We start from the raw sequence: 25,213 nt of genomic DNA, 5'->3' as shown, positions 1-25,213 counted from the left end.
ACTTTCTCCTTTTCCCCTTTGATTTCTTATCGACATAAAAGATCGATTTTGCTATAATCCATTTTAAATGTTCCACTAAAAGAAAACAAATTCTACTAGACGGAATAAAATCAATTGAAGATGTTTGATGGAGGAGATATTTGAATGTACCTGGTCGTTTTTACACTTCTGATTAGCTTATATATTGTTCATCAACTATTTCCTGCTCCCATACTCTCCTACTTTGTTGGTCTGCTGGCCGCTATCTCGCTCACCATTTCTTTTAAGAAAGCCAGTGGGCTTTATTTGAAAACAGGTGCTGTGTTTCTCATCATTGGTTTGTTCTTATTCTTCTTATCCGGCCAGCCATTGCATACGTTTGTTCTTCACTTTCATTCCATGCTAGGCTTGCTTTCTCTATTTTTCATGCTGCCTTTTATTCATTCTCTCATACATGTTGGACATTTCGATACACAATTAAATAAACTGCTCACACTGCATACAACGAGTCCAAACCAGCTTTATCGCAAGAGTTCATTTGTCACTCATATTCTTGGCATGTTTTTAAATATCGCGACGATCCCCTTACTATATACATCACTCAAACCGTCGCTGGAATCCCTAAAAAAACAGGTGCAGCAACATCTTTATACACGCAACCTCTTAAGGTCATATGCATTATGTTTAAGCTGGAGTCCTGTTGAAGTGCTAGTCAGCGTCACCATTGATGCAACCAAACTAAAATATTATCAAATTGCACCCATTACTTTTGGTTTAATGATCGTGGTGCTGGCGGCAGATTGGATGCTTTTTTCTCGGCAAAGCAAACGATTACCAAACATCATTCAGTCAGCACAAACAAACTCCAATCTTCATCGAATTAAGCGAAAAACCCTTCAGCTCGCTTTCATGCTGCTTAGTTTTATGACAGCCGTCTCACTTGTCGATGCATGGATTGGAAAAGGCTATCTATTTGCTGTTGTGCTGACAATTATTCCATTTGCTCTATTATTCTCATCTGTTATCAAAAAAAGAAAACAATATATAGCGGTCTCTGTGCCTCATTGGAAAGAAAGAACCAATCAGCTCTCCAACTATATGTGTCTATTTTTAAGTGCCGGCTTCTTTGTCGATATGCTGCTTGCCACAAACAGTATGCAGCCGATTCAAGCATTTATTGTCAGTATAGCAGACCATGCCATTTGGGTTTATTGTGTCATCGGGTTGTATTTTCTGATCACCGCTCTTTGCGGTTTTCACCCGCTCGTCTCGCTTGCTTTATTAGTCAGCATGATGACACCTGTCATTCATGAACTGCCTGCTCTTCCCATTGCTATCATGCTGATCGTTGCTGGCACATCAACTGTTATGTTTAGCCCTTTTAATGTTTCTGTCTCCTTATTGGCAGATTTGATGAAGGTCAACCCTTACCGTATCACTCGGTGGAATATTTGGTTTGCTGGCTTTTATATCAGCATGGGTATCGCATGTGCAACAGTTATCACCGTTATTTTTTATTCATAAAAAAAGAGAACTCGTCTTGATTTGAGTTCTCTTTTGCTTTCCCACTACGGTTTTAATTGGATACGTTCAATTTTACCTACAATGAAAATGTACGACAATGCCCCGCCTAATGCGACTAAACTGACGAATAAAATTCCCCCGTTGTAAGAGCCTGTCGCCGACACGATGAATCCGATAATCAGCGGAGTGATGATCCCAGCTAAATTAGCAAAAAAGTTAAATACGCCGCCAGCAAGCCCAACCATTTCCCTCGGTGCCACCTCGGACAGCATCGTCCAAGAGATATTAGACAGTCCTTGCGCAAATGAAGCGATGGATAAAATGGTCAGCACAAGCGGGATATTCGTTGTAAAGTTTGCTAAAACAATGGTACTCGTCATCAGCAAGCCAACCACTACCGGCAGCTTTCTCGCTACATTCACTGATACGCCCTTTTTAAGCAGCCAATCAGACACATAACCTCCAAACAAGACCCCAAAAAATGCAGCAATATAAGGAAGAGAAGCAGCAAAACCTACCTTGAGAAATGCCATGTTTTTCGCCTCTGCCAAATAGGTCGGAAACCACGTTAAAAAGAAAAAAAGTGTAGACGCAACAGAGAATTGGCCAATATAGAGCCCGATCAACTTACGATATTTCAGAAGGGCTGCAAAGTCTGCCCATTTCAGCTTCTCCTGTGATGCGACGGTCAGCCCTTCGCCTTGCCGGATTAATTCTAACTCATCTTCATTTATCTTCGGATGCTCTTTCGGTTCGTGATAATACTTGTACCAAAAGAAAGCAAATATGATACCGAGCGCACCTGCCGTAATAAAGACGGTTCTCCAATCGAAAGTCGTCATGATCCAAAAAAGAAGAGGTGTCGCAAATGCAAGACCCACATACTCTCCAGCTGTGTATACTCCTGTTGCAAAAGCCCGTTCCCGCCTTGGAAACCATGTAGTGACAATACGATTATTTGCAGGAAATGCGGGAGATTCTGTAATTCCAATAAACAAACGGCAGCCGAATAAAAAGGCAAAGCTATTCGCAAACGCTTGTAAGCCTGTAAAAATAGACCAAGTAACGAGTGATATCCCATACGTTACCTTTGAGCCAAATTTATCGAGAATAAAACCGCCTGGAATTTGCATCGCTGTATATGTCCAGCTAAATGCCGAAAAAATCAGACCTAATAAAGCAGGATTTAATTGCAATGAAGATTGAATAGCAGGCGCAACAATAGACACACTGGCTCGATCAATATAATTAATAGCGGTAATAAAAAACAACAGAATCAATATGCCAAAACGGGCTTTCGTTGGTTTCACATATGCGGGCTGCAATTCATTCCCCTTCAATTCTGAATGCACTTTCATAACCATCCTCCTTTGTTTCCGCAGCGTGCGGTTCGGTTGAACGTCTTAAATAACCCCTTTTTCTTCTAACTGCTTACACTCTTCTTTTGTTAGGCCAAGCATATTTGTTAAAATCTCATAATTATGTTCGCCTAAATCAGGTGCAATGTGACGGATACTTCCAGGTGTTTTTTCAAACTTCGGAATGATCCCAGGCACCTTCACTTTTCCAAGTCGAGGGTGATGCACTTCGACGATATTCTCTCTTGCTTTAAATTGTGGATGTTCAAAAATATCCCGAATACTTAAGATCGGGCTCACAGGGACACCGTGAGTATCTAGAATTTCTAATACGTCATCCCTTGTTTTCGACGCGATCCATCGCGAAACAATCGCATCCATTTCTTTGTTATGCTTCAGCCTGGATGCATTAACCGCGAATTTTTCATTCTCTAATAAATCTAATCGATTCATCGCCTCAGCCAATCGATTGAAGGTCGAATCTGTACTTGTTACAAGAACCAAATAATGCCCATCCTTTGTCTCATAGGTACCAGCAGGGCTTGAATGACCGCTTAGCCCCGGTGAACGCTCACGCACCTTCCCAAGCTTGTCATATTCTGCAACCAAAAACTCTAACATACGAAACACAGATTCATAGAGGGCCAAATCCACCATTTGCCCCGTTCCTTCTGGATGTGTATCCCTGTAATACATCGCTGTCACAGTAGCGAATGCCACATAGATGCCAGCAATATAATCAGTTAGAGAAAAGGAAGGGCTGACTGGATGCCGGTCTGGAAACCCTTGAATATATGTAAAGCCGCTAAACGCCGTCGCTGGCGTTCCAAATCCGGCCTTGTCCTTAAACGGGCCCGTTTGACCATAACCCGATACACGAATCATAATTAAACGAGGGTTGATTTCTTTTAACACATCGTACCCAACGCCCCATTTTTCGAGTGTTCCAGGACGGAAATTTTCGATCAGTACATCGACCTGAGCTGCAAGCTTTTTAAAAATGTCTTTTGCTTCGTCTTTGTGCAGATCCAGTGTAAGGGATTTCTTATTCCGTGAGAGACCTGACCATCTAAGTGGTTCCCCATCTGCAAAAGGGCCGACATGCCGCAGCGTATCGCCTTTACCGGGAATCTCGACTTTGATGACTTCTGCTCCAAAATCCCCTAGAAGCACCGCGCCATAGGGTGCAGCGATCATTGTGGAGACGTCTAATATTTTTATTCCTTCGAGCGGTGTATTCATATTCATTGCTTGACTCCCTTCCATTCAAGTGATGAAGGGCTAAAATCATTTCTAATTTAGCCCTTTTCATCTTTCTGATTGACCCGTAAAGCCCTGATGATTCAAAAGAAGGGCTTACCGGTGCAGGTTTTTAATCCTTTGGAAGCTGCCCTTGCGGCGTGTAGAGCCAAATGAGCCATAAAGGTTCATCGCCTGTATTCACATGCTGGTGCGGGACACCGTCAGGAATGAACATAAAATCATTTTGTTTAAAGGGCTGCCTTTCTCCATCACAAATGACTTCGCCGGACCCTTTAATCACAAAATCAAATTCCTCTGAACCCGGGTGATTGTGCACTGAACTTGCTTCCCCTGGTTCAAAAATGGTGAGACCCGCCATCATATGTTCTGATCCAACGGTATCTGGTGTAATCGTTTGAAATACCTTTCGAATCATTTGCTCCTCTGGACGATCTAAGCCTAACCATAATGGGTTCCCATCTTGAAACGGATTCAATACTTTAATTTTCATTGTTGATTCCTCCCTAGTAATGTTTAGTTCACACTGACATGTGAGCGTTTTGTATTTGGTGAATAAATGTCATTAATATTCCAATGTCCATCCGTAGGAACAGGATCATTTTTCATCGCTACATCAATGACGCAAGGCTCCTGAGAGGCAATGGCTTCAGCCAAGGCTTCTTTGAATTCAGACGCAGAAGTGATTTTAATCCCCTTCATTCCATAACCTCTCGCAATGGCAGCAAAATCCGGAGAATAGCTTTCTCCACCTTTTCTAAAAACAGTGCCGTACGTCGTTTCATAGTGCGCCATTTGCAAGCCGGCTATTGTGCCAAACGCACTGTTATTCATCACAATCCACACAACAGGAATGTTTTCTTCAACGGCTGTTGCGAGAACGGATGGATTTTGACCGAATCCACCGTCTCCAACTAGTGACACAACGACACGGTCAGGCTGGGCAATCTTTGCTCCAAGTGCGGCAGGGGCTCCAAATCCCATGGTTGCAAAACCGCCTGGGGTTAAAATAGTGCCTGGAGTGAATACAGGAAATTGCTGTCCTACCCCATTTTTATTCCAGCCAACATCGGTTGTAATGAAAGCATCTGACGGTAATACTTCCCGCACTTCCTGCAAAATACGCTGCGGTTTCATTGGGAAAGATTCGTCTTGAATATTCGTCAAATTGCTCTTTTGAAATTCCTCACGATATGCCGCAATGTCCTTTTTCAGTTCAAGGCGATCGATACCTTCTGGCAGCCTTTCTTTCGCCACGCGATTGAGTACGGTCAGTGCCTGCTTGAGATCGGCTACCGCTCCAATTTCAACAGGGTAGTTCCGGCCAATTTCATTCGGATCGATGTCAATATGAATGAGCTTGGTTGATTGGAAATTGAACGTATACTCCGATTCCCACGAGCTCGCATCAGCTTCAGCAAAACGGGTCCCTAAAGCCAATATATAGTCCGCCTCTTTACACTGATCATTAATAAATTTTGTCCCCCAAAACCCCGTCATTCCAAGGGTCATTGGGTGATCATCCGGCATGGCTCCTTTCCCCATCAAAGAATGAGCAACAGGGATACTTAGATGGTCAGAAAATGCCTTTAATTCTTCAGCTGCATCAGCTAATAAAATGCCTCCCCCTACATATAAGAGCGGCCTTTCTGCCTGCAGCAATCGGTCTAATATCCGATTGGCCGTTTGATCATCAATAGAAGGTTTTTCAATGGTGTGTGTATGATGGTTCATTTGTTCAAACAGGGACACATCTAGATCTTTTGAGAAAACGTCCATCGGAACAGAAATAAGCACCGGGCCAGGACGGCCGCTTTCAGCTAACTGAAATGCTTTTGATAAAATCTCTGGAAATAATTCTGGAATATCGACTCGCCATGCTCTTTTCACAAACGGCCGGTAAATTTCGTATTGAGAGGCATCGGAATGAAGATTGATCTCTTGGTGTGGGTGCTTTCCGTAGTAATGACTTGGGACATCTCCTGCAATGACAACCATTGGAATGGAATCAAGTGCTGCATTCGCTACCCCTGTTGCCGCATTGGTGAGTCCAGGACCTAGATGACTGAGAACAACAGCCGTCTGTTTCTTTGCTCGCGCATAACCATCTGCTGCATGTGCCGCTATCTGTTCATGTCTGACATTTACAAATTGAATCGAGCTTTTTTCAAGCGCTGATAAAAAAGCTATATTCGTATGACCACAGAGACCGAATATATGCTCGACTCCCCGATTTTCTAAGTACTGAATAACCTGTGTAGAAATATTCTTCTTCATGTTTCTCTCCTCTCACGTTGCAGCTATGAATCTGCTACTCACTTATTCTTTGAAAACACAATAGATAGAACATTGCTCAAATCCTGTATCGCCACTTGCCCGGGAGCTGAGCTTTCTTTCCCTACAGCAAAGGTCATGACAGATCCAAAAAGTCCGCCAACCATTCTTGTAAAAGCCCCGTATTCCCCCATTGCCATCGAAATCACGGGAATTGACAGCTGCTTTTTCGCATGGCTGGTCGCTGAGAGCAGTGTTAATGCATCGTCATAGGAATGCGGCATCACTGCGATCTTTGCGATGTCGGCGCCGACTGATTCTGCATTGACGAGTAGCTGCACGAGACGATCTATCTCAGGGGTGCGATAGAAATCGTGATACGACACAATCAAGGTGACGCCATTTCTTTTAGCTGCCTGACTGACTTGCTGTATATGTGCCACATCCTGCATCAATTCATAATCAACGGCATCCACAAGCTGTGTGGAACAAAGCTCGGCAAGCAAAGAAACTTTCTCAGTTTCGGAGAGTGATATACTTTCACCGCCTTCCTTTTCAGAGCGAATGGTGAATAAAAATGGGATGCCTTTTGCCTTTTCTACCATTCCCTTAAGGGTTTCTATCACTTGTTCCTTGTCATGAAGGTGATGAAAAAAATCTGCCCGCCACTCGATCACATCAGGCTTCTTCTCTGTTAACACCTCGACCTCATGAAACAATTCTTCCTTTGTATGTCCGATGAGCGGCGTACAAATCATTGGTTGACCGCCTGTCTGCACACTTTTTACTTTTTGCTGAAATGCATTCACATCCCTCCGCCCCTTTCACAGACCATTTGGGAGCACGACCATTTTGGTTTCGGTCATCTCCTCGATGGCGAAACGCGGACCCTCTCTTCCAAGACCACTTCGCTTAATCCCACCATAAGGCCAATGATCCAGTCTAAAATTCGATGTCCCATTGATGACAACACCGCCAGTTTCAAGCTCTTTTGCTGCGTGTAATGCCACATCCAGCTGATTCGTAAAGATCCCTGCCTGTAACCCATATCGACTATCATTTGCTTCTTTGATTGCCTCCTCCAGCTCCTCATAAGGGAGAACGCTGACAACTGGGCCGAACACTTCCTCACAGACAACCTTGGCCTGTTTCGGAGGGTTTAACAAAATAGCTGGCGTGATGCTCGCTCCTTTTCTTTTTCCCCCATATAAAAGCTCAGCACCCATGCTCTCTGCCTCTTGTATCCAGGCCTCAACACGCTGCGCGGCCTGGACATCAACCATACAGCCGATATCACTCTCACTAGACAGCGGATCTCCAACGACAAGCTGCTCTACTTTTTGTTTTAATACCTCAGTAAACGTCGGCATGATTTCCTGGTGGACATAAATTCTTTGAACAGAAATACAGCTTTGACCGGAATTACTAAAGCCTGTTTTGGCACAAAGGGATGCGGCTTGTTCAATATCTGCATCGTGATGAACAATCGTCGCGCCATTCCCTCCAAGTTCGAGCAGTACCTTTTTTAATCCCGCAGAGGTTGTAATATGTTCGCCTCCGGCAGCCCCGCCGGTAAAAGAGATGAGATTCGTTCTTTCATCAGTGACTAACTGCTTCCCAGCCTCGATCCCGCCAATTACAAGCTGCAATCCAGCCTCAGGAAATCCTGCTTCGAGAAGAAGTTTGACAAACGCTGTGGCAACAGCTGATGTTTGCGGTGCGGGCTTCAAAATTATGACATTCCCTCCCGCAAAGGCCGGACCGACTTTGTGACAAATTAAGTTGAGCGGTGCATTAAAAGGGGTAATTGCCAGTACAACTCCGACTGGTACTTTAAATGTCATGGCCATTGCTCCCTGTCCACGCGATGATACATTGCCAGGAATGGTCTCACCTATTAATCGATTCGCTTCTTCCGCCGACTGCGCCAGCGTCTCGATTGATCGCGAAACTTCATCTCTTGTATTTTTAAGTGGTTTGCCTAGTTCTAGCGAAATCAGTTTTGCAAAATGGTCTTTTTGTTCTTCAAGTAAGGTGGCTGCTTTTTTTAAAAGCTTTGAGCGTTCGATTGCCGATATTCCCGCTATTTGTTTTTTAGCATGCTGCGCACTAGAAAGTGCCTGTTCTATGTCTTCTGATGAGGCGAGATAGGATGTACCGATCCTTTCTCCTGAGTAAGGATTGATGATATCAGTTTTGACACGATCGGTATCCAGCCACTCGCCGTTTATATATGACAACGCTTTGAAACCACTCAAATTTTTTCTCCCTCCTTCAAGTGCCGCGTTCCATGCCCTGCATAACGAACCAATCTTTCTTCATTCGGACAAGGTCCCTTCACGAGGGCTCCCTTTGTCAGCTCCTCATATGCATGCGCCACGATGCCCATTCCTCTGGATAAGGAAAAAATGCCTTTTGCTGCTTCGGCCGGAATGTTTAATTCACATTGGATGGCAGCAGATACACCATCTATATTCATCGTGATTTTCTTCCCTTTCAGCTGTTCAAGCTCATGTCTAATCGCTTCGGCTAATCGTAAATATGTCCCGCTGATAACACCTTGCTGGACATATGTGTGACTCAGCTCATATAAACGTCTCACCCTCGGATCATCATCATGAAGCTGATGTCCGATTCCCGGGATTTTTTCCTTGCGAGTTAACCATGTTTGACACACTTGCTTTGCCGCAGACTGTACATCCTTTTGATCATCGTAGATCGCTTTGGCTTCGTATAACATACGCATGGCCTTCTCTCCGGCTCCGCCATGAATGTCACCTAATAGATTCACCCCTGTTGCAACAGAGGAATTAAACGAAATGCCGCAAGTCACCGCCATTCTGGCTGCTGCAATAGATGGCGCCCTTGGTCCATGGTCCGCACCTGCGACAAGAACACTTTCAAAAAGAGCTGCTTTTGAATCATCCAATAATTCACCAACAAGCAGTAAATAGAGCATTTGTGGATACGACAATTCACCAATCAGTTCTTCAATCGGATATCCTCGAAGTTCAATTGAATTTTTTTGAATATGACTAATCTCAGTCTCCCACCAAGCGCCTCCCTCTTTGTAAATTTCCAGTGCACTTCGATTTTTCATTGTGTCCATCATTCCTTTAGCTTCTTATTTGGAGGTGAATCACCCCTTTATTCCATTCAGTGGAATCTAATTTCACTTTTCGGAATGTGGTTTCATTGTAAGCGCATTCTTTTTCTTCGTCAATCATTTTTTCTGAAAATACTGTCAATAGAAATGAAATTAAGTGAATCGAACTAATTATGCTTACTTTTTTTGATCAAAAAAACCGATATTTAGTGAAATGGACTTAAGTATATCGTTCTACTAATTTAATGAAATTTTGGTTATTTTGTCAAACCCACTTGAAATTCGACATAAAAAAACCTCTCCATCTGGAGAGGTCTCTGATTATTGACAAAGGGCTAAAATGATCTTTATTTTAGCCCTTTGTCTTCTTTTCAGCGTGATAGAAAACCTTTGCAGCCCTAGGAAGGACGAGTACCGGCGCGGAGCGAATGTGACATTCGTGAGTACCGGCGCGCAGACCTGACACCGAATGCGAGGGTTTGCCTACACGCTGAAACCTCTCCATCTTCTGGAGAGGTCTCTTTTTTATTTCCACCAATCATCAAACATGGAAGCGGGTACTTGGCGTTTATGCTCTGATTGAACATAGCGCTTTTCAATCGCTTCTGCTGCTTGATCTGACACTGGTTTGCCTTCTAAGTAATCATCAATTTCATTGTACGTAATGCCGAGTTCTGTTTCATCCGTTTGCTGAGGTTTGTCGTCCAGCAGATCGGCTGTTGGTTTCTTTAAATACAGGCGTTCCGGTGCTTCTAGCGCTTCGAGTAGCGCCCGGCCTTGGCGTTTTGTCAAGCCTGTGAGCGGAAGAACATCTGCACCGCCATCACCATACTTCGTGAAGAAGCCGGTTACTGCTTCAGCTGCATGATCTGTACCGATGACAAGCAATCCTTCCTCACCGCCGACAGCATATTGCGCGATCATTCTCATACGTGCTTTGACATTCCCTTTATTAAAGTCAGACAATGGGCCGCCTGTTTCTTTTTGATATTGATCACTGAATGCTGATACGGCAGGTGCAATATCATATTTCCACGACTTGTCTGGCTGAATAAATGATAGAGCAAGCTGTGCATCATCTTCATCCTGCTGCACACCATGCGGAAGGCGTACCGCAATAAAGACAGCATCCTCTTTTCCTTCTTGACGAAGCTCACTGACAGCAAGCTGTGCAAGACGTCCGGCAAGCGTTGAATCCTGCCCGCCGCTAATGCCGAGTACAAATCCTTTTGCCCCGGTTTTTTTCAAGTATTCCTTTAGAAATCCAACCCGTTTTTCGATCTCCTGCTTTGGGTCAATTGAGGGCTGCACATGCAACTCTTGGCTGATCTTTTTCTGCAAACTCATACACTTTTCCTCCTAAGCATCCTCTACATGAAGAGAACAGGTTTTACACACAATTCATTGATTTAACAACGTTTTTTGAATCTCCATTATACCATGTTTTCATCAAGAACATTTTGTTAGACGTTCCCCTATTTCTAAGATGATCAAACATTCACAAGTGAAAAAGACCACGTCTTTATGGACTGGTCCTTTTCTTTTTTAATCGATTTCTACCCGTATAGATGTACAGCTTGAACCATTACACTTCCCAATATCAGCAGGACAAGCGGACACGGCCACAATGAGATCCATTTCAGCCCTCAGGCGAATGTAGTCACCTGGCAGCGATTTTGGCAGCTCGACAGACAGCTTTCCTTTTTCATCAATGACTGTATTCATAAAGGCATTAAAAGGATAATACATATCCTCCTTTGGAATTCCAAAGGGCTCAAAGGCAGTCCGCAAATTGTCGTAGCATGTATGCATGACCTCCAAGTGCGTCCGGCCGTATAAAAGCTGATACATTTCTTGCCGGCAGGCGGGCATGTATAAATCATGGCATTCTACTGTATCTTCAATGATCGTAAACATCGGTTTATATAAATTAGAATAGAGCTTATCGCCTTTTTTCACTTTGGATGAAAATAGGCTATCCATTGTGGCACCTTGGTCAAATTTTTCATAAAAATCCTTTTCATGATAGGCCATCACATCTGCTACTTGCTGGCCTTCGACATCAACCACTCGCATACATTGGCCTTTTCCTAAACGAAAGCCGAGTCTACCCTTCGGTAAAATGACGTATTCTCCGTTCATCACATGCACTCCTTTCCATGACAGTATGCCCAAAATGTCCCCTTGATCATGTATAAAAAAAAGAGGTGGTCACAAGCTAATGTCATTGAAATAGAAAGGTGTTGCACTTGCATTGAAAGAAGAACAATCTTTATCTTGGTGGCAGCTTTCTCTCATCGGAGTCGGCTGTACAATTGGCACTGGGTTCTTCCTTGGCTCCAGCATCGCCATTACAAAATCCGGTTATTCCGTCTGCATCTCCTTTTTGCTTGCTGCGGTCGGAACGTATCTCGTTTTTAAACATTTGGCTGCGATGACAGCCGATAATCCTGATAAAGGGTCGTTTTGTTCTTATGCTCGTAAAGCATACGGACGCTGGGCAGGATTTAGTAATGGCTGGGTGTATTGGTTTGCAGAAATGCTGATTACAGGAAGTCAGTTAACCGCCATTTCTCTATTTACCCGTCACTGGTTTCCTTCTGTTCCGCTTTGGGTGTTTTCTGCGATTTATTCTGCTCTTGCCCTGCTTGTCATTATCATAGGGCTTTCTTCTTTTCAAAAGACAGAAAATGTTCTGGCGGTACTGAAAACAGCGGCGATTTTTCTATTTATGATTCTTGCGGTGCTTGTATTATTCGGCATTTTGACAGAACATAAACCGACCCTTCATCTGCCTAATAAGGATCACGAATGGATGCCTCTTGGTCCGCTTGGTCTTTGGAATGGTTTGATTTATGCGTTTTATGCTTTTGGGGGAATTGAAGTCATGGGGCTGATGGCGGTTCATTTAAAGGACCCGAAGGATGCGGCAAAGGCTGGACGTGTCATGCTGATCATTCTAGCAGTCATCTATATCATCTCGATCGGACTTGCTCTCTTGCTTGTCCCAGTGACAGCCTTTAATGAGAACAGCAGTCCATTTATTACTTCATTAGAGCCGTTTCATTTATCGATCTTTCTTCATATCTTTAATGGCATTTTTATCATTGCCGGTTTTTCGACATTGGTTGCCTCTCTCTATGCAGTCACAACGCTGCTCGGCACAATGTCAGAACATCAGGATGCACCTGCTTGCTTTAAACCAAAAGATCCATCTCATGTGAGATGGTCTTCGATTATCTTAACTGCTGCTGGCTTAATTGTCTCAATTTTGCTTGCACTCTTTTTGTCCAAACACATCTACGAGCATCTCACAACAGCAGCCGGTCTTACCTTGCTGTATACATGGATCTTTATTCTGTTCTCAAGTAAAAAGCTATCCAAGCCATCCACTCGCCAGACGTGTGAAATGATTCTTGCGCTGCTCTTAATTGGAGCCGCCGTTTCTGGCACATTAACAGAGGCAAGCGGACGACCTGGCTTTTTTATCAGCCTTGGGATCATTGCAGTGATTGCCGTCATGGTGCTATTTATGAGGAAAAAGTGGAAACAGGATCAGACCGCATCATAATTTCATCATGTTTTTTAATGCAGTAAATGGACATTTGGCGGAGGCTGGTTTCTCCGCCTCTTCGTCTGGGAGAAAGTACTGCTTCCATTCATGATTGGCCGGATCCCCGTACCATTTTAATGATGGATGAACACTGACCTCATCATATGCTTTAAGCCGCTTGCGAACGAGCTGGCTCATTTTTTGTCCAAACTTGGTCGATCCATTCAATTTCTCAAACACCCATCTAGGCTGAAACGCCATCATGACATAAGGGAAGTGGCGGCTTTTTCTGAGCTTGTGAGCAGGTGTAGAACATAAAATAAAATACGCTTCACCATGGAAGCAATACTCCCACTCATGATGATGAGTATCTAGCGGAATCTCCTCAGGCCATGGTTCTTCATCTTTATGATGCAGCCGTTGAAGCAGCGACCAAAAATGCTGCTCAAACTCTTCAAGCGAACTTTCCTTTAAATCCTGCGGTGTTTCAAAAAAACAGATAAATGAAGCATATTGACCGGTTTCTTTCGCACAGCCTTGATATTCTCTAAGCAGCTGGGCTAAATCATCCACTGCTTCCTCTTCCCTCGGGTCACCAACAAATCCATAGCGTAAATGATCGAGAAAAAATCCCTGTCTTCCGGGTACACAAGGGAATGTATCTGCTTCATCTCCGACCATCTCGCCAAATTGTGTGAAAGCATCCTGCTTCCATTCTTCTAGTGATCGTAGATTTTGATCAAGGCAACTTTTTGCATACAGCTGGGCCATTTCCTTCCACCTCGTTTTAGCGTCTTCTCCACAGCCTATGAGGTGGAAATGGCTGTGGTGACTGTCCTCCCACGACTTTCCTTACACATGACAAGATGGGGATTTCCATTCAAATGGAGCAGGTATTTGTTCCTCTTATTCTATTATGCAGGATCAGACTAATGTAAGTTAATAGAGCGCCTTTCGTCATTCCTACGAACGGCTCTTCATCAAAAAGACGGAATCCAGCACCCAATAAATAAGGGCTGCGCAGAAGCTAAACAAATAAACTTTATAGCTGATGAACACAACAAGTCCATAGTCAATCCATAAAGCCAAAGCCGAGCAAACCACCCAGGCCGCAATAAAATAAATCAATAAGTCACGGCTTCGAAACCTTTTAGGATGCCGGTGTAAAACAAGCTGAATTGGTACAGCAAAAATGACATAAGCAAATAAAATGAACAGACTGGTCATCTCCACATAACTGAAGCCCACTTCAGGCGGCATAAATAAAAACGTATAAACGAATGTTGCTGTGATGACTGATAAAATCAACATACACAGATAATTGAATACTGGCAGAAACATACGCATAGCAGAAGCTCCTTCAATCCATTTTATATTCCACCATTATTCAAGAATGTGTTATGTCTGTCAATCCTTACAAAAAAACAGACTGAATGTGTCAGTCTGTTTTTCTACCCAATCAACGCCATAATCCCTTGATACCCAAAATAAGCGCCAAAACCAAGTAAAGATAGACCTGCAAGAACGGATAAGCCATGTAACACACGTTCACTTAAATAACGCCTAAACGAACTAGCAAGCAGCGCCATACAGAAATCCCAGATCAGCATGCCAATAAAAATAGCCATACTGTACATGAGCATTTGGGAAGCTCCATACTTTTCGATCGTATTGGCTAAAATGCTGCCATAGATGCCAAGCCAAAACAAAATACTGAGCGGATTAGATAGAGAAATGAAAAATCCGGTCATGAACGAATGGCCAATTGTTGTGTTACCGCTGTCCTTTTTCGGACTCTCCTGCAAATTGATTTTTCGCAGACTTTCAATGCCGGTATAGGTCAGAACGAAAAAGCCGAACAGCCACAAAAAGGTTTTTACAAGAGGTGCAGTCAAAAGCTGGGCGACACCAAAATAGATGAGGAGCATATAGACAATATCCGCAGCCATAGCCCCCACACCAAAAATCCACGCATGCCAAAATCCACTTTTAATCCCTCTGTCGATTTGGGCTGCATTGACTGGCCCAACAGGCGCTGAAAGTGACAACCCTAAAAAGATATAACCAAAAAACACCGCCACATAGACGTCCTCCTTTTGATGCTGACTTGTACATGTTATTCAATATTTCTGCGTTTTAGTACAAGTCCTTTGTCATCATTTCAGGTGGACCTTGGGGAGCGGCTTGATCATGTGCTTAGCGATCTGCTTTCAGTTCCGTCTGCTGCGTGTGTACTGTTTCTTTTTTCTTAGAACGATTCATTTGAATCGCAGCTGCAAACAAAAGAACAGCTAAGAAAGCAAATACAAAGACGGCACTTGCCGCACCTGCCCATTCCAGACTAAATCCAATTAAAAAGGACAAGCAGGCTCCGCCTAAGCTCGCGGCTGCAATAAAATAACTCGTCGCCTCATCGATGGCATTTTCAATCATTAGCGCTGATGCTGTCAGTGCGATTGGGAACATGCCAGCTGCGCAAAGGCCGATGAAAAAGATGAGAATCAGCTGCGCAGTAATGTGGGTTGTCAGAGCGAATATCACAAGCAGCAAAATCATCAGTGATGCGCTTAGCTTTAAAAAACGCAGCGGGTGCAGCTGATCAGCTTTTCTCGCAATCACAGTCCTGCCAATGACGATCGCTGTCCAGAAAGTAGAGACCGCAAAGAGGCCCCAATTTTCTCCCCCCTTTTCCAGCATGATCGACGGCAAAAAGTTCGCAAAGTTCGTTTCAATCCCTGCGTAGAAAAAGGCAAAGCAAATCATAATCACCACAATCATTCGATTTTTTCGATCAACAAGTAAGGACGGTTTCCTCATCTCTCCTGTGGAAGGAGCATCCATCTGTCCATGAGGCAGTTTGTTCATAAAAACAAGCCAGAGCATGAGGAAAAATGTCAGCGCACCCACCTGAAATAAAAACACATACTGCCATGTCTGCTCTGTGACAGTCAGCAAAATCACTAGCGGAAATAACAGTGCACCTAATCCAAAAAAGACCTCCATGATACTGATTCGCTTTGCACTATTAGCCATCGAAATGACATACGCACCGGCTGTTGTCTCAAGACTGCCTGCGCCGCTCCCAAGAAAAAAACCTGCCAGCACAAGCGTCGTCCAGCCCGGCACCAACAGCCCCAGCAGAAGTGAGCCAATCATCAGCAAAAGACCCATCGTCAGCACAGCGCCATAGCCTCTTTTTCTCACTAGAATGGGGGATAGCAGAACACCTGTCAAAAAACCAATAAACTGAAAAAAAATTAAAGATGATAATTCCCCAGGACCCTTATCATAACTCGACAGCAAATAAGGCGTTAAGCTGCCAAAGAACACATGAATGGTCCCAATAAAAAAATAAAAGACACAGCCAAAATAAAATACCTTTTTCATCTTTTCACTTCCTCTAAAAAGGAGCGGAGTCATGACATCCTCCGCTCCACCTCTTTAATATGCCTGAGCAGAGACAACTGCCTCTTCCCTCTCAAAGCATGTATTGAGCGCAGCCTGCGCGCGATAACCATCTTCAAAATCAGCGACCTTCATATGAGTTGGGTATGGATCAGTATTCACCCAATGCATCAGCTGATCGCGGAATGTATCGGACCATCCGTAAAATTCATTCGGCGGATCTGTCAGCAAGGTTTGCGGCATTTGATGACGCTCCACACACAATCCATCACTGATCTCATATTCGTTTTTCATGTTCGTATGGTATTTGAATACCTTGTCATGACCAACGACTTCTACACTAAATCCACATTCCTCAGGCTGCGTACTTTTGGATGTCACCAAATGAAAGAACACTTGATTCTCCATCTGCCCGAAAATTTCGGTATGATCATCCACTTGTACCTTTTTCTCTTCTTTTTCCTTTACACGTGTCAGCATCTTGGTGTTAAGTGATTCTTTCTTCATTTCACTGCCAAATAAGTACCACAGCATATCAATCAAATGAATGCCAAGATCTCCTAGCGCACCGCTCGTACGCAGACTTTCGCCGCTGTCTCTCCATGAAAATGTCTTTCTTCTGAGGGCACTGTTTTTCTTAAAATGAGTTCTGACGGTCAAAATACGGCCTAATTCACCGTTGGCAATCAAGTTCTTCAATATATTCACAAAGGATAAATAACGATAGTTAAAGCCCATACTGGCTTGAACTTGGAACTGTTTGGCTGTCTCCACCATTTCCTTCGCTTCCTTCAGCGACACAGCCATCGGTTTTTCACATAAAATCGGCTGTCCTGCTCTTAGCGACTGAAGGGCATGGTCCTTGTGACAAAAATTAGGAGAAGCAATGATCAACCCATCAGATGCATCTGCAAGTGTCTCGATACTTGAATACACACGTCCGCCGTACTGTTTAATGAATCCCTGTGCGACCGACTCATGCAAATCATAGACACCGGATAATTCTGCACCTTTGATCGTTGATAATGCTCTTGCATGTGCTTTTGCAATATTCCCTGCTCCAACAATTCCAATTTTCTTCATGAATGTGCCTCCTCATGTTTATACATCACTGTTTTCAGAGTTTCATAGATTCCTTTTGCATACCCATGATGACAAATTTGGTGATGGTGCCGTTTGGCTTCGCCTGTCGCATTTTGGACAAGGAAACCGTGCGTGACGGATTGAAGCATCCGCAAATCGTTCCCACTATCACCAAACGCAAAGCCTTGATCTTTCGATAGATCATATTGGTTCAGCATAAAGCGGACAATTTCATCCTTCCCTGTTCCTACTGGTAAAAAATCGACATCATAGCAATCCGCAGGATCTCCTGCAAGCGGGTTGCATTTGTTGATGTTGACCGCCACACCCCGCTCTTTAGCCAGTGTTTGGATAAATGATAGATGATGAAGATCCGTCCGTTCATCCTGCTCTTGATAATAGAAATTCTTCTTATACCCTGAGCTGCCCAGCTGCGTTTGCGGTCTAAGGGAAATGCCCTTTTCTCGGACAGTTTCCAGGATGTCTTCGATTTTTTCATCTGAAAAGCCCTGTGCATCCAGCCGCTTCATCCACTCTGCATCTGGCTGTCCAAAATGAACATCCGACGTATATACAATCTCAGTCCCTAAGTTCGACGCAATGAAATGCGGGAATTGATGAAATCCGCCTTTTTCCATTTTGCTCGTGACAGAATCGAGGCTGCTTCCCGTCACCCAGCCCAGCAAAAGCTGTCCCGTTTCACTCTTTTCTGCTACAAAGGCTTCCAGCCGCTTGACATCCTCTCTCTGCTCCTCTGTCATTTCGTGAGAATAATACGTTTCATCAAAATCACAGAAGACGATCCACTGCGGATTCTTCGGCTGATTCAGCAGTTTTTTATTGAATGGAAGACTTGATAACATGATGAACCCCCTCGATGACCTTCTCCTGATCTTGCAGCGGCATTCCTGGGTAAAGCGGCAAGTGAAGTAATTGCTGCGCTGCCTTTTCCGTGTGCGGTAATGTTGTTTGTCTATACTTTTGAGAAACAAGATTTGTTTGATGCTGATGAGATAGGATCGGGTAATAGACATCCGTCTCTATGCCCATTTCCAGCAATTTCGCTGCCAGTTCATCTCGCTCTCCCTTCAGTACTCTAATCGGGAATAGATGCCATACATGGTCATCCGTCAGCTTCGGAAGCTTCATGTACCCTTCATCCTCAAGCGTTTGCAGCTGGTCAATATATCGCTTGGCTAAGTAAAAACGTTTAAAGTTTTGCAGTCCTAAATACTTCATTCGTTCGAGTCCGATCGCTGCCTGCAAATTATCAATTTTGGAATTAAAGCCGTAGTCGCTGCGTTTGACATTTTTCTTTCCAGCTTCAAAGCCGTGATAGCTGATCTCCATGCATTTTTCCGCTAAGGCCTCATCGTTTGTAGCGATGGCGCCTGCCTTTCCGCAAACCCCAAGGTTTTTGTATGGATTAAAGCTGAGAACAAGTCCATCTCCATAAGCACCAAGGCCGCTGCTGCCAATCGCTTGACAGCCATCTTCAATGATTTTCAGCCCATGCTGTTTCGCAATCGCCGAAATAGCCTTCATATCCGCTTGCTTTCCATATAAATGAACCGGTAGAATGCATACCGTTTTATCTGTGATATGCTTCTCTATTTCACTCGCTGCGAGGCAGTAGGTTTCTGGATCGATATCGGCATATACCGGAACAGCCCCAATGGCAAGCACTGCATTTTCTGTTGCAGCAAAGCTGTTGGCTGGCAAAATCACCTCGTCTCCCGGATGGACGCCTGCCGATATGAGACTGATCATCAAGGCATCTGTTCCACTTGACGTGGCTATGACATATTTTTTCCCTAAGTACTCAGCAATCGCCTTTTCAAAGGTCGGAATATATGGCCCTGAAGTAAAACGGCCAGAGCTCAATACTTCCTTCAACACCAGCATAATATCATCGATTTCATCCTCTGAAATCAGTTTATCAACCGGCAGAAACGGTATCTTTTTTTCCTTATTTTGTTTATAATGGAAGAGAATTTTTTCCAAACCTGTGCGTTCTATATCTTGCTCAAGGAACGTCACCAGCTTTTCATTTGCTAGATGCTTTTCAACTGAATCGGCTTTTACTTGAACACCTTGATTGATCATATCCAGCAAAGGAAGATAATCCTTGCTTTTACCTGATATCTTCGTCAATATTTGCATTCCATTCCCTCCAATTAATCAATTCCTTTTGTTAATATTTAACTTGTTTCACATTGTAAATGATGTTATCGATTTCAGAACAATAACTTTGTGTAAAGGATTTGTTAATATGTGTACAATTTATGAAATTGCCAAACGCTGCGGGGTTTCAACCACCACCGTTTCCAGAGTGCTAAACCATCACCCATATGTGTCAGAAGAAAAGCGGCAGCTCATCTTACAGGTGATGAAAGAAATGGAATATACACCGAGTTCAGCAGCCCGCACACTAAGGTCACATCAGACAAAAACCATTGCTGTGTCTGTGCCAGCTGTGGACCATCCTTTTTTTGCACAATTGATTAAAGGCATTTCAAAAGAAGCCCTTGATCAAGGATATAAAGCCATCGTGCTTCAGACGTTTTATCAAGAAGCATTAGAGCTTGAAGGACTTCAATTATTAAAAAGAAGAGAAGTAGATGGGGTTATATTGGGGGCGTTAGAAAATACGTGGGAGAAAATTGAGCCATTTTTAACGAACGGCCCCATTGTCATGGCAAATGAATATCATCAAACAGCAAACATCCCGATTATTGGATACGATGAACGGGAAGCTGCCTATAAAGCGGTGGACTACTTGATTCGGTCGGGGCGAAAATCGATTGGGTTTTGCTTTGATACAGAAAGCAGTGAAGCGCAGAAACAAAGAAAACAGGGCTATCTTGATGCACTCTCTGCTCACGGTTTGCCGCTGCAAGATGATTGGCTGTTTGGAGAGGCTTTTACAATTGAAGACGGCTTTCGCTTAATGGAGGTCATTCATCATATGACGGATGCGCCTGATGCCATTTTCACCGGCAATGATCAAGTTGCAGCAGGGCTCATTAAACAGGCCATTTCATATGGCTATCAAATCCCCGAGGATCTAGCGGTCATCGGCTATGACAACCAAGACATATGCGAAGTGACAGCTCCAACGATCACCACGATTGACATACCGATCGTAGAGCTTGGCCAGCGGTCAGTACAGCAAATGATCTCGCTTCTGCAAGACCAAAAACCATTACAGCGCGAACATATCCAGCTGCCTACCCGGCTCGTGACAAGAGAATCTACATAAAGAAAAAAGACTGAGATCTCTCTCAGTCTTTTTTAATCTATCAACCTATAAAAATTGAGCAAGAATGAATGTCCATATACATACAATGCCGAGCAGAATGAAGCTGTACTTCACGGTCTTTTTGAAGAGCTCAGATTCTTTCCCTGTTTCTCCAACAGCTGCTGTAGCGATAGCGATAGATTGTGGAGAAATTAATTTCGCCATCACACCACCGGTCGTGTTCGCCCCAATTAACAAACCTGCCTGTGAGCCGATTTGAGAAGCAGTGACCGCTTGAAGGTTACCGAATAAGGCGTTGTTACTCACGACAGACCCCGTAATAAACACACCGATCCAGCCCAGCACCGGGCTGACAAGCGGGAACAAATCGCCTGTTTTGGCAAGAGCAAGTCCAATCGCAGAACTTAGTCCAGCAAAGTTCGCCAGGTTGGCAAAGCCCATGACAAAACAAATGGTAAGAACGGGGAGCCAAAGCTCTTTCACCGCTGCTTTTAAGCAGGCAGCGCCTTCTGTTAATGTAATATGTCTGCTAAACAGCCCTGTCAGCATCACCGCAATCAGAATGGCAGTACCCGTTGCACTGATGACATCAATTTTAAAGATCGCATCAATAGGTGTTTCCGTTTGTGCAATTGGTGGTAATTTCACAATTTGCTGATGTAAAAATGGCATTTTCACTAAAATCGTCGTCCAGTTAAGTGGTCCTCCTACAGCAAACAATGCTTTAAATGCTGGCAGACTCCATACCGTAATAACCGCAGTTAAAATATAGAACGGAGACCATGCTTTCAGTATTTCAACGCCGCGATACGTTTGTTTCTGTTCAATATCTGGCGCTCCTTCTTCTCGATAAATGTTTTTTGGCTGCCATTTCCGAAGAAATAAAGCCAAAATACCCATACTTGCTAAGGCAGAAATAATATTGGCAAGCTCAGGACCCATCGTCACCATTGTAACAGCTTGCAAAATGGTATAGGTTCCACTCACAACAAGCAAGGCTGGCAGAGTTTCTTTGATTCCTTTGAATCCATCTACAATCAGAATGAGTAGGAACGGAATACAGAATGAAATAAACGGGATCGTATATACAAGGGTTTGAGATAACGCAAGCGGCGTCATATTGCCCATTTGCGCCCCTGTAATCACTGGAATTCCCACAGCACCAAATGCACCAGATGCAGCATTGGCAATTAAGCAGAGCATCGCAGCTTTCAGCGGTTTAAACCCAAGCTCTGTTAAGAGAGCGGCACTGATCGCAATCGGTACCCCAAACCCAGCAGCACCTTCTAAAAATGCGTTAAAGCTAAAACCTATTAATAAGAGCTGAAGACGTTGATCCTGAGAGATTCCTGCAATACTAGAACGAATGACATCGAACTTACCAGATTTCACTGCAATTTTATAGAGACATACCGCCATGATCACGATATATCCAATCGGCCACAGCCCATTAGATATACCGAGCAGCACAGCAGATAATGCCTTTTCAACTGGCATATGGAAGAAGAAAACAGCTGTTACAAAACTGACGATTAAGGTAAAACAAGCGGCTAAAACACCTTTTAACTTAAAGACGGTTAATGCAAGTAGGAAAAACAAGATTGGGAGCATTGCCACCAATGCACTGACGAATTCATTACCAAACGGATCATATATTTGCTGCCACATAGTGATTCATCCTTTTCTGCTCAGATAGGTTGCTTTTGATTGATTAAAAATGAGGAGCCAAAATCTCTTTTAACACATTCACACTGTGTGCAAATTTTTCTTTCTCCGTGTCGTTTAGTGCAAGCTCCATTACTTCTGTTGCGCCATTTCGATTCACAAGGGCTGGTACACCAATGTAGACATCTTCTGCTCCGTACTCACCATCCAAGTAAGTGCTGACCGTTAAGATGCTGTTTTCATTGTGCAGGATCGCTCTTGTAATGCGGGCTAAACTCATTGCCACGCCGTAGTAAGTGGCGCCTTTTTTCTCAATGATTTGGTAAGCGGCATGACGGACATTTTCCATGATTTCATCTAAGTCTTCTTGTTTGTATTGATCATTTCTCTTCATTAATTCTGTAATTGGTACACTTCCGATATTCGCATGACTCCAAACAGCAAGCTCAGTATCCCCATGCTCGCCAATGATGTACGCATGCACATTGTGTGCCGCTGCTTCAAAATACTCACTGAGCATGTATCTAAATCTTGCCGTATCAAGCGTCGTACCACTGCCAATCACTCGTTCTTTTGGTAGTCCACTGAATTTCCAAGTCGCATATGTCAAAATATCAACTGGGTTCGTAGCAACTAAGAAAATGCCATCAAATCCGCTTTTCATCACATTGTCTACAATACCTTTAAATATATTTAAATTTTTCTCAACAAGGTCAAGTCTCGTTTCACCTGGCTTTTGGTTTGCGCCAGCACAGATACATACAATGTCTGCATCCTTACAATCCTCATAATCTCCATACCAAGTATTCACAGGATGCGGGGCAAATGCTTTTCCGTGGTTTAAATCCATCACGTCACCCATTGCTTTGTCTTGATTCAAATCGATAACAACCAATTCATCTGTGATCGCTTGATTTATTAATGTAAAGGCATAACTGCTGCCGACGAAACCTGCTCCAATAAGGGCTACTTTGTTTACTTTTTCGTTTGTCATTTATCTCATCCTCCTGAGTAAAACTAGGCTGTTTTTATTATGTGAAGTATTTCACATTCTTATTGTGCAACACTTCACAAACTTTTGCAAGGGGGTTGCTCAAAAAAAATATGTAGCGAATTTGTGAACACATTTATTGTGCTTTCAAAGCGCTGGTTCCATACATATTTCCACAAGAAAAAAGCTGCCAAACGCTCTTCGGCAGCTTCATACATGTTTAATAAGGGCCCCAGTTGATCATGACCCCAATACAAATAAATACAAGACCAATGACAAACCAAATGAGGGCAAGCGGCACCATAAAACGCAGCCACTTTACATAAGGAATACCACTTGCAGCAAGCACAGCCATCAACACACCAGAAGTCGGATTGATACAGTTGACCACCCCTTCACCAAGCATTACTGCTTCTACAGCTACCTGTCTTGTGATGCCCATTAAATCAGCGAGCGGCGCAAGAATCGGGATAAAGACTACGGCTTCTCCTGATCCTGATGAAATCAAAAAGTGAAGAAGCGCACTCGCAATATACATCCCGATCGCACCAGCAATTGGACTAAATCCTGTCAGCATACTCGCCAAGCCGTTGACCACTGTATCAAGCAGCTTCCCATTTTCTAAAATGACCGAAATACAGCGTGCCATCCCAACAATAAGTGCGCCGTATACAAGACTTTGACAGCCGACAATAAACGTTTTCGCAATGTCATTGGCAGCTAATCCGCCAAGCAGTCCAGCTACAATTGCCATAAAAATGAACACACCGGCCATTTCCTTATCGGTCCAGCCAAGCTGAAGTGCGCCATATAAGAACCCTCCAAGTGACAATCCGCACACCGCTAAAATCAGCTTATGTCTGCCAGTGAATGCAGGCTTGTCCACAGATTCCGCATCTGCTCCGCCAAGCCCTTTAGCAGGAAACCATTGATCGCCAAGAATGCTTCCCTTGTCTTTATTCTTCAGACGTCTTGTATATAAATAGATGTACACAATACTAGAAATAAGAAAACAAAGATAAATGATGACACGCAGGCCAATGCCAGAAAAGATCGGCAGCTCTGCGATCGTTTGTGATAAACCCAATGGAGATGGAGATAAAATCGTTGCATTAAACCCTGCGTAACAGCCGATGTAGATGACAGCCGCTCCTGTTACAGCATCCCATTTCAAGGATCGTGCCACAATGATGCCAATTGGAATAAATCCAATAACAGAGTTCACGACAATTCCGGTCGTTCCAAGGACTGAAAATAATCCCCCAACAATACAAATAAACAATAATTGCTTCGTTTGAAACCGGCTGATGACATGGTGAATCATCCCGTTAATAGCACCTGTCTTCTCCAAAATGGCAATGGTTCCGCCTGTAAATAGAATCAGAAAAATAATAGAAGCGGACCCTACCATTCCTTCTTGTATCGCAGTGAAAAAGCCAACTGGACTCACTGGTGATTGATCAATGCGGTGATAGCTGCCAGGAACGGCCGTTGTGATCTCCCCAGATGTCTTTCGATCAAACTCACCTGCTGGTACAAAATACGTTGCTATCGTACAAATCAGTGCAATCATAAATAAGAGAACATACGCATCCGGCATTTGAAGTTTTCGTTTCTGTTTCTCTGGTGCTGATACTGTCGCTGTTTTCATGTGTCAAAACCCCTTTGTCCCGATCGGAATTTCACTTAATTTTCAGAATAATCAAATGATGTGTTATATTATAAACACTGTTGATATTTAAGATCAATATTA

22 protein-coding genes are annotated in these 25,213 nt (G+C 43.6%); 3 read left to right on the top strand and 19 right to left on the bottom strand.

The features are described from left to right. Positions 1-144 precede the first annotated feature (144 nt). The gene (locus AMR95_RS00835) at positions 145-1,503 is read left to right on the top strand and encodes a hypothetical protein (protein WP_058837283.1); all 1,359 of its coding nucleotides are present in this window, start codon (positions 145-147) and stop codon (positions 1,501-1,503) included. A gap of 44 nt (positions 1,504-1,547) precedes the next feature. On the opposite strand, the gene AMR95_RS00830 is transcribed toward AMR95_RS00835, so the two are convergent. The 9 genes from AMR95_RS00830 to AMR95_RS00790 form a co-directional block, all read right to left on the bottom strand. Further along, the gene (locus tag AMR95_RS00830) at positions 1,548-2,861 is read right to left on the bottom strand and encodes an MFS transporter (protein ID WP_039176349.1); all 1,314 of its coding nucleotides are present in this window, start codon (positions 2,859-2,861) and stop codon (positions 1,548-1,550) included. 45 nt (positions 2,862-2,906) lie between these two features. Continuing rightward, positions 2,907-4,109, bottom strand: coding sequence for a CaiB/BaiF CoA transferase family protein (locus tag AMR95_RS00825; protein ID WP_081258472.1), 1,203 nt, complete (start codon positions 4,107-4,109; stop codon positions 2,907-2,909). 124 nt (positions 4,110-4,233) lie between these two features. After that, the gene (locus AMR95_RS00820) at positions 4,234-4,614 is read right to left on the bottom strand and encodes a cupin domain-containing protein (protein ID WP_039176346.1); all 381 of its coding nucleotides are present in this window, start codon (positions 4,612-4,614) and stop codon (positions 4,234-4,236) included. A 23-nt stretch (positions 4,615-4,637) separates the two neighbouring features. After that, positions 4,638-6,398 carry a thiamine pyrophosphate-binding protein gene (locus AMR95_RS00815; protein ID WP_058837282.1) on the bottom strand — a complete coding sequence of 587 codons (1,761 nt, stop codon included), beginning with the start codon at positions 6,396-6,398 and terminating at the stop codon, positions 4,638-4,640. 38 nt (positions 6,399-6,436) lie between these two features. Beyond that, positions 6,437-7,153 (bottom strand): type I 3-dehydroquinate dehydratase, encoded by a 717-nt coding sequence (gene aroD, locus AMR95_RS00810; protein WP_058837432.1) that lies wholly within the window; start codon positions 7,151-7,153, stop codon positions 6,437-6,439. Between the two features lie 66 nt (positions 7,154-7,219). Beyond that, complete coding sequence (locus AMR95_RS00805; protein WP_058837281.1) at positions 7,220-8,653, bottom strand: aldehyde dehydrogenase family protein; 1,434 nt, start codon at positions 8,651-8,653, stop codon at positions 7,220-7,222. Beyond that, positions 8,650-9,507, bottom strand: coding sequence for a citryl-CoA lyase (locus AMR95_RS00800; protein ID WP_082672180.1), 858 nt, complete (start codon positions 9,505-9,507; stop codon positions 8,650-8,652). The genes AMR95_RS00805 and AMR95_RS00800 overlap by 4 nt, the downstream gene beginning before the upstream one ends. 519 nt (positions 9,508-10,026) lie before the next feature. Next, on the bottom strand, positions 10,027-10,848 hold the full coding sequence (gene nadE / locus AMR95_RS00795; protein WP_024424335.1) for an ammonia-dependent NAD(+) synthetase: 822 nt from the start codon (positions 10,846-10,848) through the stop codon (positions 10,027-10,029). A 198-nt stretch (positions 10,849-11,046) separates the two neighbouring features. Further along, complete coding sequence (locus AMR95_RS00790) at positions 11,047-11,643, bottom strand: DUF1989 domain-containing protein (protein WP_047202087.1); 597 nt, start codon at positions 11,641-11,643, stop codon at positions 11,047-11,049. A gap of 112 nt (positions 11,644-11,755) precedes the next feature. Here AMR95_RS00790 and AMR95_RS00785 point away from each other — a divergent pair, with 112 nt between their 5' ends. Beyond that, positions 11,756-13,072 carry an amino acid permease gene (locus AMR95_RS00785; protein ID WP_058837280.1) on the top strand — a complete coding sequence of 439 codons (1,317 nt, stop codon included), beginning with the start codon at positions 11,756-11,758 and terminating at the stop codon, positions 13,070-13,072. Here AMR95_RS00785 and AMR95_RS00780 read toward each other — a convergent pair. The 7 genes from AMR95_RS00780 to AMR95_RS00750 form a co-directional block, all read right to left on the bottom strand. Continuing rightward, positions 13,067-13,825, bottom strand: a complete 759-nt coding sequence (locus AMR95_RS00780) for a YqcI/YcgG family protein (protein WP_039176329.1) — start codon at positions 13,823-13,825, stop codon at positions 13,067-13,069. The two genes, AMR95_RS00785 and AMR95_RS00780, sit on opposite strands and share 6 nt — an antisense overlap. Before the next feature lie 192 nt (positions 13,826-14,017). Continuing rightward, the gene (locus AMR95_RS00775) at positions 14,018-14,401 is read right to left on the bottom strand and encodes a UPF0715 family protein (protein WP_047202084.1); all 384 of its coding nucleotides are present in this window, start codon (positions 14,399-14,401) and stop codon (positions 14,018-14,020) included. A gap of 104 nt (positions 14,402-14,505) precedes the next feature. Then, positions 14,506-15,135 (bottom strand): LysE family translocator, encoded by a 630-nt coding sequence (locus tag AMR95_RS00770; RefSeq protein WP_058837279.1) that lies wholly within the window; start codon positions 15,133-15,135, stop codon positions 14,506-14,508. A 115-nt stretch (positions 15,136-15,250) separates the two neighbouring features. Further along, entirely contained in the window at positions 15,251-16,441 is a 1,191-nt protein-coding gene (locus AMR95_RS00765) for an MFS transporter (RefSeq protein ID WP_058837278.1), read from the bottom strand. 54 nt (positions 16,442-16,495) lie between these two features. Beyond that, a complete protein-coding gene (locus AMR95_RS00760; RefSeq protein ID WP_039176319.1) occupies positions 16,496-17,542 on the bottom strand; it encodes a Gfo/Idh/MocA family protein in 1,047 nt (348 codons plus the stop codon). Then, on the bottom strand, positions 17,539-18,405 hold the full coding sequence (locus tag AMR95_RS00755) for an HAD-IIB family hydrolase (protein ID WP_058837277.1): 867 nt from the start codon (positions 18,403-18,405) through the stop codon (positions 17,539-17,541). Before AMR95_RS00755 ends, AMR95_RS00760 begins: the two co-directional genes overlap by 4 nt. Then, positions 18,380-19,705: a DegT/DnrJ/EryC1/StrS family aminotransferase gene (locus AMR95_RS00750; protein WP_058837276.1), complete on the bottom strand. Its 1,326-nt coding sequence runs from the start codon at positions 19,703-19,705 to the stop codon at positions 18,380-18,382. The genes AMR95_RS00755 and AMR95_RS00750 overlap by 26 nt, the downstream gene beginning before the upstream one ends. Before the next feature lie 109 nt (positions 19,706-19,814). On the opposite strand from AMR95_RS00750, the gene AMR95_RS00745 reads away from it, so the two are divergent. Beyond that, positions 19,815-20,804, top strand: a complete 990-nt coding sequence (locus AMR95_RS00745; RefSeq protein WP_039176311.1) for a LacI family DNA-binding transcriptional regulator — start codon at positions 19,815-19,817, stop codon at positions 20,802-20,804. A gap of 45 nt (positions 20,805-20,849) precedes the next feature. Here the strand turns inward: AMR95_RS00745 and AMR95_RS00740 are convergent, their stop codons facing one another. The 3 genes from AMR95_RS00740 to AMR95_RS00730 all read right to left on the bottom strand — a co-directional run bounded on the left by AMR95_RS00740 (position 20,850) and on the right by AMR95_RS00730 (position 25,111). After that, the gene (locus tag AMR95_RS00740) at positions 20,850-22,472 is read right to left on the bottom strand and encodes an L-lactate permease (protein ID WP_058837275.1); all 1,623 of its coding nucleotides are present in this window, start codon (positions 22,470-22,472) and stop codon (positions 20,850-20,852) included. A gap of 43 nt (positions 22,473-22,515) precedes the next feature. After that, on the bottom strand, positions 22,516-23,463 hold the full coding sequence (locus AMR95_RS00735) for an L-lactate dehydrogenase (RefSeq protein WP_039176305.1): 948 nt from the start codon (positions 23,461-23,463) through the stop codon (positions 22,516-22,518). A gap of 217 nt (positions 23,464-23,680) precedes the next feature. Next, on the bottom strand, positions 23,681-25,111 hold the full coding sequence (locus AMR95_RS00730; protein WP_058837274.1) for a YfcC family protein: 1,431 nt from the start codon (positions 25,109-25,111) through the stop codon (positions 23,681-23,683). Positions 25,112-25,213 lie beyond the last annotated feature (102 nt).

Origin of the sequence: Bacillus sp. G1(2015b), from assembly GCF_001482475.1 — a bacterium.
GTDB lineage: Bacteria > Bacillota > Bacilli > Bacillales > Bacillaceae > Bacillus > Bacillus safensis.
Note: the sequence above shows the minus strand (reverse complement) of the source record. Positions and strands in the feature narration are given on the sequence as shown.

What these genes read in the sequence shown, in the direction of transcription:
- AMR95_RS00780 (WP_039176329.1), bottom strand. Translation starts at nt 13,825, where the DNA reads ATGGCCCAGCTGTATGCAAAAAGTTGCCTTGATCAAAATCTACGATCA.
- AMR95_RS00755 (WP_058837277.1), bottom strand. Translation starts at nt 18,405, where the DNA reads ATGTTATCAAGTCTTCCATTCAATAAAAAACTGCTGAATCAGCCGAAG.
- aroD (WP_058837432.1), bottom strand. Translation starts at nt 7,153, where the DNA reads ATGATTTGTACGCCGCTCATCGGACATACAAAGGAAGAATTGTTTCAT.
- AMR95_RS00775 (WP_047202084.1), bottom strand. Translation starts at nt 14,401, where the DNA reads ATGCGTATGTTTCTGCCAGTATTCAATTATCTGTGTATGTTGATTTTA.
- AMR95_RS00835 (WP_058837283.1), top strand. Translation starts at nt 145, where the DNA reads ATGTACCTGGTCGTTTTTACACTTCTGATTAGCTTATATATTGTTCAT.
- AMR95_RS00730 (WP_058837274.1), bottom strand. Translation starts at nt 25,111, where the DNA reads ATGAAAACAGCGACAGTATCAGCACCAGAGAAACAGAAACGAAAACTT.
- nadE (WP_024424335.1), bottom strand. Translation starts at nt 10,848, where the DNA reads ATGAGTTTGCAGAAAAAGATCAGCCAAGAGTTGCATGTGCAGCCCTCA.
- AMR95_RS00750 (WP_058837276.1), bottom strand. Translation starts at nt 19,705, where the DNA reads ATGCAAATATTGACGAAGATATCAGGTAAAAGCAAGGATTATCTTCCT.
- AMR95_RS00815 (WP_058837282.1), bottom strand. Translation starts at nt 6,398, where the DNA reads ATGAAGAAGAATATTTCTACACAGGTTATTCAGTACTTAGAAAATCGG.
- AMR95_RS00760 (WP_039176319.1), bottom strand. Translation starts at nt 17,542, where the DNA reads ATGAAGAAAATTGGAATTGTTGGAGCAGGGAATATTGCAAAAGCACAT.
- AMR95_RS00790 (WP_047202087.1), bottom strand. Translation starts at nt 11,643, where the DNA reads ATGAACGGAGAATACGTCATTTTACCGAAGGGTAGACTCGGCTTTCGT.
- AMR95_RS00830 (WP_039176349.1), bottom strand. Translation starts at nt 2,861, where the DNA reads ATGAAAGTGCATTCAGAATTGAAGGGGAATGAATTGCAGCCCGCATAT.
- AMR95_RS00745 (WP_039176311.1), top strand. Translation starts at nt 19,815, where the DNA reads ATGTGTACAATTTATGAAATTGCCAAACGCTGCGGGGTTTCAACCACC.
- AMR95_RS00735 (WP_039176305.1), bottom strand. Translation starts at nt 23,463, where the DNA reads ATGACAAACGAAAAAGTAAACAAAGTAGCCCTTATTGGAGCAGGTTTC.
- AMR95_RS00765 (WP_058837278.1), bottom strand. Translation starts at nt 16,441, where the DNA reads ATGAAAAAGGTATTTTATTTTGGCTGTGTCTTTTATTTTTTTATTGGG.
- AMR95_RS00820 (WP_039176346.1), bottom strand. Translation starts at nt 4,614, where the DNA reads ATGAAAATTAAAGTATTGAATCCGTTTCAAGATGGGAACCCATTATGG.
- AMR95_RS00800 (WP_082672180.1), bottom strand. Translation starts at nt 9,507, where the DNA reads ATGATGGACACAATGAAAAATCGAAGTGCACTGGAAATTTACAAAGAG.
- AMR95_RS00740 (WP_058837275.1), bottom strand. Translation starts at nt 22,472, where the DNA reads ATGTGGCAGCAAATATATGATCCGTTTGGTAATGAATTCGTCAGTGCA.
- AMR95_RS00825 (WP_081258472.1), bottom strand. Translation starts at nt 4,109, where the DNA reads ATGAATATGAATACACCGCTCGAAGGAATAAAAATATTAGACGTCTCC.